The following is a 13,689-nucleotide window of genomic DNA, read 5'->3' as shown; positions in this document are numbered from 1 at the left end:
GTCCTCAGATCGTCGCGCCTTCGAGCTCGCCGATCATCTTCTGCATTTCGGCACCGCCCGCCATCATGTCGAGCACTTCGTTCTTGCTGATCGTGTCCTTCGTGAACGTGCCCATCGACTTGCCGCGATTGAGCAGCGTGAACGAATCGCCGATCGGATACGCGTGATGCACGTTGTGCGTGATGAAGATCACGGAGATGCCCTTGGCGCGCGCCGTATGGATCAGTCGCAGCACGTTGAAGCTCTGCTTCACGCCGAGCGCGGCGGTCGGCTCGTCGAGGATCAGCACGCGTGCGCCGAAGTGGATCGCCCGCGCGATCGCGAGACATTGCTTCTCGCCGCCGGACATCGTGCCGATCGGCTGATGCGGGTCGCGCACGTTGATACCCATCTCGGCGAGCTTGCCGCGCGAGGTATCGGCGGCGAGGTCGAGGTCCATTACGTTGAAGAGGCCGAAGAGCTTCTTCTGCGGCTCGCGTCCCATGAAGAAATTGCGCGCGACGGAGAGCAGCGGCACGAGCGCGAGATCCTGGTATACGGTCGCGATGCCGAGGTCGAGCGCCTCCTTCGGCGACTCGAAGTGCACCGGCTTGCCGTCGACCAGGTATTCGCCGGAAGAGGGCGTATGCACGCCGGCCAGCGTCTTGATGAGCGTGGATTTGCCCGCGCCGTTATCGCCGAGGAGGCAATGCACTTCGCCACGTTTCAGGCGCAGCGTGACGCCGTTCAGTGCGATGACCTTGCCGAAAAACTTGCTGACGTTTTCGAGCGCGAGAATGATGTCGTCGTTCATGATCGTTGTCCGCTCATTGAGCCTGTGATACGCGACGGCGCACGTAGTGATTGAAGAGCACGGCGAGCAGCAGCATCACGCCGAGGAACACGCGGAACCAGTCCGAGCTCACGTTCGTATAGGTGATGCCGATCTGCACGACGCCGAAGATCAGCGCGCCGAAGCACGCGCCGATCACCGAGCCATAACCGCCCGTCAGCAGCGTCCCGCCGATGACTGCCGCGATGATCGCTTCGAATTCCTTCTGCAAGCCGCGGTCCGCCGCCGCCGAGCCGATATCGCACACTTGCAGCACGGCGAAGAGACATGAGCAGAACGCGGTCAAGACGAAGAGCGAAATCTTCACGCGCTTCACCGGTACGCCGACGTTCTTCGCTGCATTCGCATCGCCGCCGACTGCGAGAATCCAGTTGCCGTAGCGCGTCTTCGCGAGAACGAACGCGCTGACCGCCGCGAGCGCGAACCACCAGAGGATGACTTTTGGAATGCCCGGCACGAGCGGCTGGCCGTTGTCGAGCAGCGAACCGACGCCCATGTGCGCGAGCCACGTAAAGAAGCCATGCAGCGCGACGCCATGAAACAGCACGTTCGTGATCCAGTCGTTCTGTGCAAGATCGCCTACGCCGGAGATGATCGTGCGGTCCGCGAACATGATCGAGAGCGCGAGCGTCAGGCCGCGCAGGATGAAGAGAAACGCAAGCGTGACGATGAACGACGGTAGCCGCGTCTTCATCACGAGATAGCCGTTCAGCGCGCCGAGCAGCATCGATGCGGCGAAGGCGAACACGATCGCGAGCCAGATCGGCCAGTGAAAGTACACCGAGGGGAGCGCGACCATCATCCCGGAGAAACCGATCATCGAGCCGATCGACAAGTCGAATTCGCCCGCGATCATCAGCAAGCACGCGCCCACTGCGAGCAGCCCGAGGTAGGCGGCGACCTGCGACCAGTTCATTACCCCGTCGAGGTTGAACATGCCCGACGATCCTGCGCCGAAGCCGAACACGGCGAACACCAGCACCGTGCCCGAAATCGCGGCGAATTCCGGCCGGTTCAGCAAATGCCCGAACCACGATTCGCGGCGCACGCGTTCATCGGATAGCTTCGCCTTGTCTTCCGCGTCGGCGGATTCCGGTGGCTCTGCGTGTCGAGGATAGTGCTTGCCGGCTACGCCCATGATTGCTCCTTGATGCTCGAGGTTTGTGTTTCGGGTGTTGAACACCGTTTGATGTTTGATGCGCTTCTGTGGAAGTGTGTTGTTATCGGCTTGCGGCGCTGCCCCTGTCCGGGGCGGGACTCACTTTCTTTGCACAAGGTTTGACGCTGGCGCTTGAGGCGGTTGTTTGTTTAAACCGTTTGATGCGCTCGTGCTCCGATGGAACTTGCCTTGGTATCGGTCTATTAGCTCTGCCCCTGTCCGGGGCGGGACTCACTTTCTTTGCTGCTGCAAAGAAAGTAAGCAAAGAAAGCAGCTTTCCACCGCCAGTGCTAACCAACCCTCACTCGCGTAAGAACGGATTGGCGCTGGAGAGTAAGTGTCGCCCTCACGGTGGAACCGGGCTTGGCTCGCGGACCCACTGTGGCAACGCGCACTTGCTCTGAGTGGTATGCGCTCCGTTTGGCTCCGTCCTCGCTTCGCTCCGACGTGAGGTTCACTAAAACCTTTTGCTTCGCTCTCGCTTGGAGCTATGACCTCTGCTCTGCTTCACCACCTAACGTGTTCTTTGCCCATCGCACCCCACGTCTGAGCGCGTAGCGCGAGGACGGATGTATGACTGCTGCACCTGTCCGGTGTACTGCGAGTTGCCACAGTGGGTCCGCGAGCCAAGCCCGGTTCCACCATGAGGGCGACACTTACTCTCCAGCGCCAATCCGTTTTTATGCGAGTAAGGGTTTGTTTGCTTTGGCGGTTGGAAGCTGCTTTCTTTGCTTACTTTCTTTGCAGCAGCAAAGAAAGTGAGTCCCGCCCCGGACAGGGGCAGAGCTAATAGACCGCTAAGAAAGCAAGTTCCATGGAAGCCCAAGCGCATCAAACGGCGTGGAGCAACCCCCCAAAGCGCTAGCGATACTGCCCCGCGTACTTCTGGACCTTGTCGAGGTTTTCCTTCGTGATGAAGCCCGGGCCCGAGCGAATGTTCTTCGGCCCGTACGACGGCTGCAATCCGTAGGTCTCAAGCCGCGCCTTGAACTTCGGATTCGCTTCGAGGATCTGGCGGATCTTCACCGGATCGGTCGTCTTGTCCTTCTTCACAATGGCGAGCACCGCGACCGGGATATAGCCCTGCAAGTACGGCTGCTGATCGATCGCGAACTTGATCGTACCGTCCTTGATCGCCTTCGCGATGTCGTCGGAAAAGTCGAAAGTCACGAAGTAGATCTTGTTTTGCAGACCCATCTGCGTAACGGTCTTGAGCGTCGCCGAGGCGGGCGTCGGTCCGAGCGTGAGGATCGCGTCCGTGTTCGGATGGTTGCGCAGGTACGCGCCGACCTTCGACTGGATCTCGGTCGGGTCCTGCCCTGAGTCGAGCGTCGCACCCTTGTAATCGACGCCGAGCGCGTCCGCGAAGCCGCGGCAGCGGTCGAAGGAGACCGTGTTCGTCGCAATGTGATTCACGCACAGGAACGACTTCACGCCCGCCGCCTTCGCCTTCTCGCCGGCGGCCTTGCCCGCGACATATTCCGGCTGCCCGACGTGCATGATCGCGCCGAGCTGCGCGCTCTGTTCCTCGGTGCCCGAATTGATCGTGACGAGCGGAATCTTCTTCGCCGTTACCTTGTTCAGCGAGCTTTTCAGCACGTCGAAGTCGGCGATGGTGGTGATGACGCCGTCGTAATTGCGCGCGGCCGCCTGCTCGATCAGCCGCGACATGTCCGCGATGTCGCCGTTGGGCGGATTGCGATAGTCGGTCTGGACGTTGAAGTCCTCGTCGGCCTGCTTGATCGCGTTCTTGATGGTGTTCCACCACGAGTCGGAATCCGGCGCATGGCTGATCAGGACGAACTTGGCATCGGGTGCAGCGAGCGCTGCCGTCGACGTCATTGCTGCGGCGCCGCACAAGGCGGCGGCTGCGACCAGCGCGGAAAGCGCGGTCCGGCCTTTGCAAAGTCTCATTGTCTCCACCTATCCAGGTTGTTGTTTTAAGCGAGCGCCGCATCTCGATGCCGCTGCTCACGACCAAGATTAGGACAAGTTCGCGTGCTCTGCAATGGAAATTTTAAGCGTCAGGCAAATGGAAAATACATTCCATTTCGTGAATCCGCTCCCTATAATCAGCAGCATCGAACGTGTCGAAGAAGAGTCTCCCATGCAGGAAGAAACGAGCGCGGACGTGCAGAACGTCGACGACCTGATGCAGCGGATCACCGAGGCCTATGAGACGTTGCCGCGGCAGTTGAAGAGCGTCGCGACGTATATCGAGCAGCATCGGTCGAACGTGATGATGGACCGCACGAGCGATATCGCCAGTGCGTGCGGCGTGCATCCGTCGGCGGTCGTGCGGTTTGCGCAGCGCTTCGGCTTTTCCGGTTTCTCCGATTTGCAGGCGGTCTTCAAGCAGGCGTATGCCGGGCAGAGCGGCTCGCCGCAGAGCTACCAGCAGCGCATCCGGAAACTGATCGACGAGAAGGCGGGGAAGGTGTCGGGCGTGTCGGTGGCGCGCGAATTCATCGCGGCGAGCCGCACGGGCCTCGACGAACTCGAAGTCGGTCTCGACGACGAGCACTTCGAAGCCGCCGTGAAGATGCTGCAGCAAGCGGAAAACATCTACGTGATCGGCGTGCGGCGCTCGTTCGCGGTCGCGAGCTACATCGTCTACGCGCTGCAACATACGCCGAAGCGCGTGCATCTCGTGTCGGGATTCGGTGGCATGTATCGCGAGCAGATCCGCAGCGTGAGGAAGGGCGATGTCGTCGTCGCGATCAGCTTCGCGCCGTACGGCAAGGAGACGCAGTACTGCGTGCGCGCCGCGCAGCATCACGGCGCGAAGACGCTCGTGATCACCGACAGCCAGCTTTCGCCGCTCGCGCGTCACGCGAGCGCGCATCTGTTCGTGAAGGAGGGGAGCGCGTTCGCGTTCCGCTCGCTCACGAGCACCATCTGCCTGTGCCAGGCGCTCTTCATCGCGCTCGCGTACCGGCTCGAACTGAACGTCGAAGAATCCAAGGAGACAGGTGGCTATGACGATTGATGTGGCGGTTTTTGGGGCGGGACGCATCGGCAGGATTCACGCAGCGAATCTCGCGCGGCAGCCGGGCGTGCGGCTTAAGTACGTCGTCGATGTGAACCGCGACGCGGCCTCCGCGCTCGCAGCGCTTCACGGCGCGCAAGTCGCGGACATCGACGGCGCGATGGGCGATGCGTCGATCGGCGCGACGGTCGTGTGTTCGAGCACCGATACACACGCCGGCCTGATCCTGCAATCGGCGGCAGCGGGCAAGCATGTGTTCTGCGAAAAGCCGGTCGATCTCACGGTCGAGCGCGCGCGCGCCTGCGCCGATGCGGTCGCGAAGGCGGGTGTCGTGTGCATGATCGGCTTTCAGCGGCGCTTCGATCCGACGTTCTCGGCATTGAAGGCGCGCGTCGAGGCGGGCGAGATCGGCGAGCCGGAGATGCTCGTCGTGACGAGCCGCGATCCGGGCGCGCCGCCGGTGGACTACATCCGGCATTCGGGCGGCATTTTCAAGGACATGCTGATCCACGATTTCGATATCTTCCGCTGGATGCTCGACGACGAAGCCGACACGCTGCACGCCACCGGCAGTTGCCTCTCCGACCCGGCGATCGCCGACGCGGGCGACATCGACTCGACGGCTGTCACGATCCGCACGAAGCGCGGGCGACTGTGCCAGATCAACACGGCGCGGCGCGCGGCGTACGGCTACGACCAGCGCTTCGAATTGCTCGGCAGCGCCGGGATGCTGCAGGCGGGCAACGTGCGGCCGACCGAAGTCACCGCGTACTCGAAAACGGCCGTATCCAGCGACGTGCCCGAGGCGTTCTTCCTCGAACGCTATCGCGCGGCGTACGCGCTCGAAATCGCGCATTTCTTCGAAGCAGTGAGCGAAGGGAAGCCCGTGCGCACGACCGTCGCGGACGGCCTGAAAGCGCTGGAACTTGCCGAAGCCGCGACGCTTTCGTGGCGCGAAGGGCGCGTCGTCAAGCTCGGGGAGAAGGTCGCATGAGCGCGCCGCCGGTGAGAGTCGGGATCGTCGGGCTGGGGCGGCTGGGGCGCCGGCATGCGGAAAACCTCGCGTTGCGCGTACCGGGCGCGACGCTCGCCGCGGCGTTCAGCCCGGTCGCCGAGGAGCGCGAGTGGGCGCGCGCGAATCTGCCGGAACTCGCGATCTACGACAGCTACGATACCTTGCTCGCCGACAAATCGATCGACGCCGTCTGGCTCGTCACGCCGACGTCGCTGCATCCGGCGCAGATCATCGCCGCGTTGCGTGCGGGCAAGCACGTGTTCTGCGAAAAGCCGCTGTCGCTCGATCTCGACGAATGCGACCGCGTGATAGAAGAAAGCGCGCGCCGGCCGGAATTGCAGGTGATGATCGGCTTCGTGCGCCGTTTCGATCCAAGTTATCGCGATGCTTTCGAAAAAGTCGTAAAGGGCGCGATCGGCCGGCCGTTCATGGTGCGCTCGCAAACCTGCGACAAGAACGACCCCGACGGCTTCTTCGTGCGTTTCGCGCCGACTTCAGGCGGGCTTTTCCTCGATTGCAGCGTCCACGACATCGATCTCGCGCGGTGGCTGCTCGGCAATCCGAAGCCGAAACGCGTCTTCGCGAGCGGCACGATCGCGATCCACGAAGGCCTGCGCGAATGCGGCGACATCGACAACGGCGTGGGCATCTGCGAATTCGAGGACGGGCGGCTCGCGGTGTTCTACGCGTCGCGGACGATGGCGCACGGCCACGACACGCAGACGGAGGTGATCGGCACGGGCGGCATGCTCGCGGTGGGGCGCAACGCGCGGGCGAATCGCGTGGAAATCGCCGATGCTTCAGGCGTGCGCAACGAATGCACGCCGACGTTCTTCGAGCGTTTCGAAGAAGCGTTCCTGCACGAGGCGCGCGCGTTCGTCGATGCGTTGCGGGGCGGGGCGCCGACCGGGCTCACGCTCGCGGACGCGCGCGAGGCGACGCGGATCGGCATCGCATTGCGGGAGGCGTTCGAGAGCGGGCAACCGGTGAACCTGCAGGCGCTGCGGTAGAATCGGAAGGCTCCGATTTTAGGCAACAAGCAAAACCAAGGCTCACCCGATGCAAGTTCACAAGGAAGTCGATGCGCGCGGGCTCAACTGCCCGCTGCCCATCTTGCGGGCGAAAAAAGCCCTCGCGGACATGGAAAGCGGCCAGATCCTGAAAGTCCTGGCAACCGATCCGGGTTCGCAACGCGATTTCGCCGCATTCGCCAAACAGACCGGCAACGAAATCGTCGAATCGACGGCGCAGGACAAGACGTTTGTTTTTCTGATGCGCCGCCGCTGAAGCGATTTTGAAAGCCTGAAAACGGAAATGCCCGCGATTCGCATCGCGGGCATTTTTTTCGAACCGAATCTAACGCAATCAGCCTTCGAGAATCGGCGAACGCGTCTTCAGATACTCCTCGAAATCGGCCGCGACTTCCGGATGGCGCAGCGCGAATTCCACCGTCGCCTTCAGATAGCCGAGCTTGCTGCCGCAGTCGAAACGCGTGCCGTGGTACTTGTACGCGAGCACTTGCTCGTCGGCGAGGAGCGACTGGATCGCGTCGGTAAGCTGGAATTCACCGCCCGCGCCCGGCTTCAGCGCGCGGATGTGGTCGAAAATGCGCGGCTTCAGCACATAACGCCCGACCACGCCCAGGTTCGACGGCGCCACCGCCGGTTCCGGCTTCTCGACGATACCGGCCAGCTTGAAAATATTGCTTTCCCATTCCTTGCCGTCGATCACGCCGTAGGACTTCGAGTCCTGCGCCGGAATCTCTTCGACGCCGATCACCGAGCTGTGATAGTGATCGAAGACTTCGATCATCTGCGTCATCACGGGCGGCTTGCCGTACAGCAAGTCGTCCGCGAGGATCACGGCGAACGGGTTGTCGCCGACGAGCTTCTCGGCGCACAGCACCGCGTGGCCGAGGCCCAGCGCTTCGGCCTGACGCACATAGAAGCAGTCGACGTGGCTCGGCTTGATGCTGCGCACGAGTTCCAGCAGCTTGTCCTTGCCGCGCGCTTCGAGCTCGGCTTCGATTTCATACGACTTGTCGAAGTGATCTTCGATCGCGCGCTTGCTGCGGCCCGTGACGAAGATCATTTCGGTGATGCCTGCGGCCATCGCTTCTTCCACCGCGTATTGAATCAGCGGCTTGTCGACGACCGGCAGCATTTCCTTCGGGCTTGCCTTGGTCGCGGGGAGGAACCGGGTGCCGAGACCTGCAACGGGAAAAACCGCTTTAGTAACTTTTAGCATGTGATGACCCTGATCCTCTAATTCGTGTTTGAAACGTCGAGCAATGTCGGTAAGTCTGCGCTCGATTAGGCGGGAAGACGCAATAATTGCGCCTGGAGCTTCTCGATGGTCGATTCGTATTCTGCCAGCCTTTTTCGCTCTTGATCCACGACAGCAGCCGGCGCTTTTGAAACAAAACTCTCATTTCCAAGCTTGGCGTTACATTTGAAAACTTCACTTGCGAGCCGTTCGACTTCCTTCGACAACCGCTCGCGCTCCGCCGCGACGTCGATTTCCACCTTCAGCACCAGCTTGCTCGACCCGATGATCGCGACCGGCGCGCCGTGCGCCTGCGCGTCGAGCGTGGCTTCGTCGGCGATGATCTGAACGTCCGAGAGCCGCGCAAGCGCCTGCAGGTAAGGCGCGAACGTCGTGAGACGCGCGGCGTCGCCGGTGGCGAGCATCGGCACCTTCACCGCTGGCGACAAATTCATCTCTCCGCGCAAATTACGGCACGCATCGATCACGGCCTTCAGTTCGGCGGCCCACTGTTCGGACGATTCGTCGATCTTTTCTGCCTGCGCGTGCGGATAGCGCTGCACCATGATCGACGCCTCGCCTTCCTTCGCGCCCTCGGGCCACGCATCCGTGAGCGGCGCGACCTTCTGCCAGAGCGCCTCGGTGATGAACGGAATCACCGGATGCGCCAGACGCAGCACTGTTTCGAGCACGCGCAACAGCGTGCGGCGCGTGGCGCGCTGCTGCTCCGGCGTGCCGTTCTGGATCTGCACCTTCGCGAGTTCGAGATACCAGTCGCAGTATTCGTCCCACACGAATTTATAGATCGTGCTCGCGACGTTGTCGAAACGGTAATCCGCGAAGCCTTTCTCGACCTCGGTCTCCACGCGCTGCAACAGCGACACGATCCAGAAGTCGGCGGGCGAATAGTCCGTGTAGCCACCGGGGCCGCAGTCGCCCGGCTCGCACGCGCCGGGTTTGGAAAAGCCGCAATCGTGGCCTTCGGTGTTCATCAGCACGAAGCGCGTCGCGTTCCAGAGCTTGTTGCAGAAATTGCGATACCCCTCGCAGCGTGCCAGATCAAAATTCACGTTGCGACCGAGCGTTGCCATCGACGCCATCGTGAAGCGCAGCGCGTCGGTGCCGAACGCCGGAATGCCGTCGGGGAATTCCTTGCGCGTCTTCTTTTCGATTTGCGCGGCCTGCTTCGGATTCATGAGGCCGGTGGTGCGCTTTTTGACGAGTTCGTCGAGCGCGATGCCATCGACGATATCGATCGGATCTAGCGTGTTGCCCTTGCTCTTCGACATCTTCTGGCCTTCCGCGTCGCGCACGAGGCCGTGCACGTAGACGGTGTGAAACGGCACTTTTCCGGTGAAATGCGTGGTCATCATGACCATGCGCGCGACCCAGAAGAAGATGATGTCGAAGCCGGTCACCAACACCGACGACGGCAGGAACGCCTGCAATTCCTTCGTCTCATTGGGCCAGCCGAGCGACGAAAAGGGCACGAGCGCCGACGAGAACCAGGTGTCGAGCACATCGTCGTCGCGCCGGAGCGCGCCGGTATAGCCTTGCGATTGCGCTTCGGCGCGCGCCTCGTCTTCCGTCTTCGCGACGAAAATCTCGCCGTTCTCGCCGTACCACGCCGGAATCTGGTGGCCCCACCAGAGCTGGCGCGAAATGCACCAGTCCTGGATGTTTTCGAGCCACTGATAGTAGGTCGTCATCCAGTTTTCGGGCACGAACCTGATTTCGCCGTTCTTCACGACGTCGAGCGCCGTTTGCGCGATCGACTTGCCCGGATTGAACGTGCCTTCTGGCGCCGGCTTGCTCATCGCGACGAACCACTGGTCCGTGAGCATCGGTTCGATCACGACGCCCGTGCGGTCGCCGCGCGGCACCATCAGCTTGTGCGGCTTGACGGAATCGAGCAGGCCGAGCGCTTCCAGGTCCGCGACCACGAGCTTGCGCGCATCGAAGCGGTCCATGCCGCGATACTTTTCGGGCGCGTTATCGTTGATTTTCGCGTCGAGCGTGAGGATTTCGATCTGCGGCAGCTTGTGGCGCTGACCGACCTGATAGTCGTTGAAATCGTGCGCGGGCGTGACTTTCACGACGCCCGTGCCGAACTCGCGATCGACGTAATCGTCCGCGATGATCGGGATGTCGCGGTCGCACAGCGGCAGCGTGACCGTCTTGCCGATGAGGGCCGCGTAACGCTCGTCTTCCGGATGCACCATCAGGGCGACGTCGCCGAGCATGGTTTCGGGGCGCGTGGTTGCGACCGTCAGATGGCCCGAGCCGTCCGGCAGCGGGTACTTGATGTGCCACAGGCTGCCGTTTTCCTCCTCGCTGACCACTTCGAGGTCGGACACCGCCGTGCCCAGGACCGGGTCCCAGTTCACGAGCCGCTTGCCGCGATAGATCAGGCCCTGCTTGTAGAGCGTGACGAACACGTCGCGCACGGCGAGCGACATCTTGTCGTCCATCGTGAAATATTCGCGCGGCCAGTCGATCGACGCGCCCAGGCGCCGGACCTGATTCGTGATGGTCGAGCCGGATTCCTGCTTCCACGCCCACACGCGCTTCAAAAACTCTTCACGGCCGAGATCGTGGCGCGAAATTCCCTGCGCATCGAGCTGACGTTCCACGACGATCTGCGTCGCGATGCCCGCATGATCCGTCCCCGGGACCCACAACGTGTTGTCGCCGAGCATGCGGTGGTAGCGCGTGAGGCCATCCATGATGGTCTGGTTGAACGCGTGGCCCATGTGCAGCGTGCCGGTGACGTTCGGCGGCGGGAGCTGGATCGAGAAATTCTTCGCGCCCGGAGCGAAGGCCGGGGCGGCATAACCGCGTTTTTCCCATTCCGGGCCCCACTGGGACTCGATGTTCTGGGGCTCGAAGCTCTTCGCAAGCGTGCTGTCGCTCATTGTGGAATCTGCCGAAAAATGCGTGAAAAAATGCGGGGGAACGGGCAATTATAAGGTTTTACCGGCACCGTCGACGAATCGGGCGAAGCGGCGGAGGGCGCAGCCATCGGAGCGGTCTTATAATGTTCGACCCACCGGAAGACTTCCCTCATGCCCGATCTGCTTGCCAATCTGAATCCCGAACAACTCGCTGCCGTGACGCTGCCGAACGAGCCGGCGCTGATCCTCGCGGGCGCCGGCAGCGGCAAGACGCGCGTCCTGATCACGCGCATCGCGTGGCTGATCCAGCAGGGCTACGCCTCGCCGCCGACCATCCTCGCCGTCACCTTCACGAACAAGGCGGCGCGCGAGATGATGGCGCGCCTGCAGGCGCTCCTGCCAATCGACACGCGCGGCATGTGGATCGGCACCTTCCACGGGCTGTGCAACCGGATGCTGCGCGCGCATTACCGCGACGCGGGGCTGCCGCAGACTTTCCAGATCCTCGATACCGCCGACCAGCTTTCGGCGATCAAGCGCCTGATGAAGGGCCTGAACATAGACGACGAGAAGTATCCGGCGAAGAACCTGCAGTACTTCATCAACAACGCGAAGGAACAGGGCCTGCGTCCGAAAGACGTCGATGCAACCGATGCCTTCAATCGCAAGTTCGTCGAGCTGTACGAGGCCTACGACCAGCAGTGCCAGCGAGAAGGCGTCGTCGATTTTCCGGAGCTGCTGCTGCGCTGCTACGAACTGCTCGCGCACAATCCGCCGCTGCGCGCGCACTACCAGGCGCGCTTTCGCAACATCCTCGTCGACGAATTCCAGGACACGAACAAGCTGCAATACGCGTGGCTGAAAATGCTCGCGGGCGAGCAGAACGCGATCTTCGCAGTCGGCGACGACGATCAGTCGATCTACGCCTTTCGCGGCGCCAACGTCGGCAATATGCACGACTTCGAGCGCGAATTCCGCGTGCGCAATCTCATCAAGCTGGAGCAGAACTACCGCTCGCACGGCCACATTCTCGATACCGCCAACCTGCTGATTGCGAACAATTCGCGGCGGCTCGGCAAGAACCTGCGCACCGACGCGGGGCACGGCGAGCCGGTGCGCGTCTACGAGGCCGCGACTGATTCGCAGGAAGCGGGCTGGATCGTCGAGGAAATCAGGGCGCTGATCAATACGGGCCTCTCGCGCGGCGAGATCGCCGTGCTGTACCGGAGCAACGCGCAGTCGCGCACGATCGAGCACACGCTCGTGAATACGGGCATTCCGTATCGCGTGTACGGCGGGTTGCGGTTCTTCGAGCGGCAGGAAGTGAAGCACGCGCTCGCGTACCTGCGCCTGATCGACAACCCGAACGACGACACCGCGTTCGCGCGTGTGGTGAACTTCCCGACGCGCGGCATCGGCGCGCGTTCGATCGAGCAACTCGCCGACGCCGCGCGTCTCTACAACTGTTCGATGGCCGCCGCGGTGCCTTACGTGACGGGCAAGGCGGGGTCGAGCCTCGCCAGTTTCGCGACGCTGATCGCGAAAATGCGCACCGAAACGCAGCAAATGAGCCTGCCGGAGACGGTCGAGCACGTTGTCCGGGGAAGCGGGCTCGCCGCGCACTATGAACTCGAGCGCGAAGGGCAGGACCGGCTGGAGAATTTGCAGGAAGTCGTGAACGCGGCGGCGGCGTTCGTCAGCGAGGAAGGCTACGGGCTTGATACCCCCGCGCGCTCGATCCCGCTGCGCCCCGGCGCGACGGCGGTGCCCGAGATCGCGCTCGCGACCGACGATCCGGGCATCGACGTGCTCGATGCCGCGAGTCCCGCGGATCCCGCGCAAAACCCCGACACGATGACACCGCTCGCGGGCTTCCTTTCGCATGCATCGCTTGAAGCCGGCGACAATCAGGCGCAGGCCGGCCAGGACGCCGTGCAATTGATGACGGTGCACGCGGCGAAGGGGCTCGAATTCACGGCGGTGTTCATCACCGGGATGGAAGAGGGCCTGTTCCCGCACGAGAACAGCGCGAAGGAAACCGACGGGCTGGAGGAAGAGCGGCGCCTCGCGTACGTCGCGATCACGCGGGCGAAGGAGCGGCTGTATCTGTCGTTTGCGCAGAGCCGGATGCTGCACGGCCAGACGCGCTACAACATCCGCTCGCGCTTTTTCGACGAATTGCCGGAAGGCTCGCTCAAGTGGCTAACGCCGAAGGTCGAGGCGGGCGCGCGCTGGGGTGGCCGCTCGGACAACGCCGGCTGGGGCCGCGACTGGTTCGCGCGGCCCGGCCGCGAGCGCACCGCCGACTACGTGAATCCCGACGCCGGCGCGCCGGTCCCGGCGTTCGCCAACACGCAGCGCGCCGCGGACACTGGCTTCAAGGTCGGGCAGACGGTGTTTCATACGAAGTTCGGCGAAGGCACGGTGACGGCGCTGGAAGGCTCCGGCGCCGATGCCCGCGCGCAAGTGCGTTTCAAGCGCCACGGCGAGAAATGGCTGGCGCTGGCGGTCGCGAAACTTCAGCCGGTCGAGTGA

At 62.6% G+C, this 13,689-nt stretch carries 10 protein-coding genes; 5 read left to right on the top strand and 5 right to left on the bottom strand.

From position 1 onward, the window contains the following. Positions 1-4: 4 nt before the first annotated feature. The 3 genes from AWB67_RS07485 to AWB67_RS07470 all read right to left on the bottom strand — a co-directional run bounded on the left by AWB67_RS07485 (position 5) and on the right by AWB67_RS07470 (position 3,905). Positions 5-793 carry an ATP-binding cassette domain-containing protein gene (locus AWB67_RS07485; protein WP_087655608.1) on the bottom strand — a complete coding sequence of 263 codons (789 nt, stop codon included), beginning with the start codon at positions 791-793 and terminating at the stop codon, positions 5-7. Positions 794-806: 13 nt separating this feature from the next. After that, complete coding sequence (locus AWB67_RS07480) at positions 807-1,970, bottom strand: ABC transporter permease (protein ID WP_087655607.1); 1,164 nt, start codon at positions 1,968-1,970, stop codon at positions 807-809. 882 nt (positions 1,971-2,852) lie between these two features. Then, positions 2,853-3,905: a sugar ABC transporter substrate-binding protein gene (locus tag AWB67_RS07470; RefSeq protein ID WP_087655605.1), complete on the bottom strand. Its 1,053-nt coding sequence runs from the start codon at positions 3,903-3,905 to the stop codon at positions 2,853-2,855. Positions 3,906-4,098: 193 nt separating this feature from the next. Between AWB67_RS07470 and AWB67_RS07465 the strand changes: the two genes are divergently transcribed. Genes AWB67_RS07465 through AWB67_RS07450 form a run of 4 tightly spaced genes read left to right on the top strand, consistent with a single transcriptional unit; the run spans position 4,099 to position 7,282 of the window. Continuing rightward, positions 4,099-4,980 carry a MurR/RpiR family transcriptional regulator gene (locus tag AWB67_RS07465; RefSeq protein ID WP_087655716.1) on the top strand — a complete coding sequence of 294 codons (882 nt, stop codon included), beginning with the start codon at positions 4,099-4,101 and terminating at the stop codon, positions 4,978-4,980. Beyond that, positions 4,970-5,974: an inositol 2-dehydrogenase gene (iolG, locus tag AWB67_RS07460; protein WP_087655604.1), complete on the top strand. Its 1,005-nt coding sequence runs from the start codon at positions 4,970-4,972 to the stop codon at positions 5,972-5,974. The genes AWB67_RS07465 and iolG overlap by 11 nt, the downstream gene beginning before the upstream one ends. Continuing rightward, complete coding sequence (locus AWB67_RS07455; protein WP_087655603.1) at positions 5,971-7,005, top strand: Gfo/Idh/MocA family oxidoreductase; 1,035 nt, start codon at positions 5,971-5,973, stop codon at positions 7,003-7,005. The genes iolG and AWB67_RS07455 overlap by 4 nt, the downstream gene beginning before the upstream one ends. A 49-nt stretch (positions 7,006-7,054) precedes the next feature. Beyond that, positions 7,055-7,282, top strand: coding sequence for a sulfurtransferase TusA family protein (locus AWB67_RS07450; RefSeq protein WP_062637362.1), 228 nt, complete (start codon positions 7,055-7,057; stop codon positions 7,280-7,282). 78 nt (positions 7,283-7,360) lie between these two features. Here AWB67_RS07450 and galU read toward each other — a convergent pair whose 3' ends face one another. Both galU and AWB67_RS07440 read right to left on the bottom strand, forming a co-directional pair. Beyond that, positions 7,361-8,242, bottom strand: coding sequence for a UTP--glucose-1-phosphate uridylyltransferase GalU (gene galU, locus AWB67_RS07445; protein WP_087655602.1), 882 nt, complete (start codon positions 8,240-8,242; stop codon positions 7,361-7,363). A 65-nt stretch (positions 8,243-8,307) separates the two neighbouring features. Further along, positions 8,308-11,175, bottom strand: coding sequence for a valine--tRNA ligase (locus tag AWB67_RS07440; RefSeq protein ID WP_087655601.1), 2,868 nt, complete (start codon positions 11,173-11,175; stop codon positions 8,308-8,310). A 150-nt stretch (positions 11,176-11,325) separates the two neighbouring features. Here AWB67_RS07440 and AWB67_RS07435 point away from each other — a divergent pair, with 150 nt between their 5' ends. Next, complete coding sequence (locus AWB67_RS07435; RefSeq protein WP_087655600.1) at positions 11,326-13,689, top strand: UvrD-helicase domain-containing protein; 2,364 nt, start codon at positions 11,326-11,328, stop codon at positions 13,687-13,689.

The organism is Caballeronia terrestris (assembly GCF_001544515.1).
GTDB classification, from domain to species: domain Bacteria; phylum Pseudomonadota; class Gammaproteobacteria; order Burkholderiales; family Burkholderiaceae; genus Caballeronia; species Caballeronia terrestris.
Note: the sequence above shows the minus strand (reverse complement) of the source record. Positions and strands in the feature narration are given on the sequence as shown.

What these genes read in the sequence shown, in the direction of transcription:
- AWB67_RS07485 (WP_087655608.1), bottom strand. Translation starts at nt 793, where the DNA reads ATGAACGACGACATCATTCTCGCGCTCGAAAACGTCAGCAAGTTTTTC.
- AWB67_RS07480 (WP_087655607.1), bottom strand. Translation starts at nt 1,970, where the DNA reads ATGGGCGTAGCCGGCAAGCACTATCCTCGACACGCAGAGCCACCGGAA.
- AWB67_RS07470 (WP_087655605.1), bottom strand. Translation starts at nt 3,905, where the DNA reads ATGAGACTTTGCAAAGGCCGGACCGCGCTTTCCGCGCTGGTCGCAGCC.
- AWB67_RS07465 (WP_087655716.1), top strand. Translation starts at nt 4,099, where the DNA reads ATGCAGGAAGAAACGAGCGCGGACGTGCAGAACGTCGACGACCTGATG.
- iolG (WP_087655604.1), top strand. Translation starts at nt 4,970, where the DNA reads ATGACGATTGATGTGGCGGTTTTTGGGGCGGGACGCATCGGCAGGATT.
- AWB67_RS07455 (WP_087655603.1), top strand. Translation starts at nt 5,971, where the DNA reads ATGAGCGCGCCGCCGGTGAGAGTCGGGATCGTCGGGCTGGGGCGGCTG.
- AWB67_RS07450 (WP_062637362.1), top strand. Translation starts at nt 7,055, where the DNA reads ATGCAAGTTCACAAGGAAGTCGATGCGCGCGGGCTCAACTGCCCGCTG.
- galU (WP_087655602.1), bottom strand. Translation starts at nt 8,242, where the DNA reads ATGCTAAAAGTTACTAAAGCGGTTTTTCCCGTTGCAGGTCTCGGCACC.
- AWB67_RS07440 (WP_087655601.1), bottom strand. Translation starts at nt 11,175, where the DNA reads ATGAGCGACAGCACGCTTGCGAAGAGCTTCGAGCCCCAGAACATCGAG.
- AWB67_RS07435 (WP_087655600.1), top strand. Translation starts at nt 11,326, where the DNA reads ATGCCCGATCTGCTTGCCAATCTGAATCCCGAACAACTCGCTGCCGTG.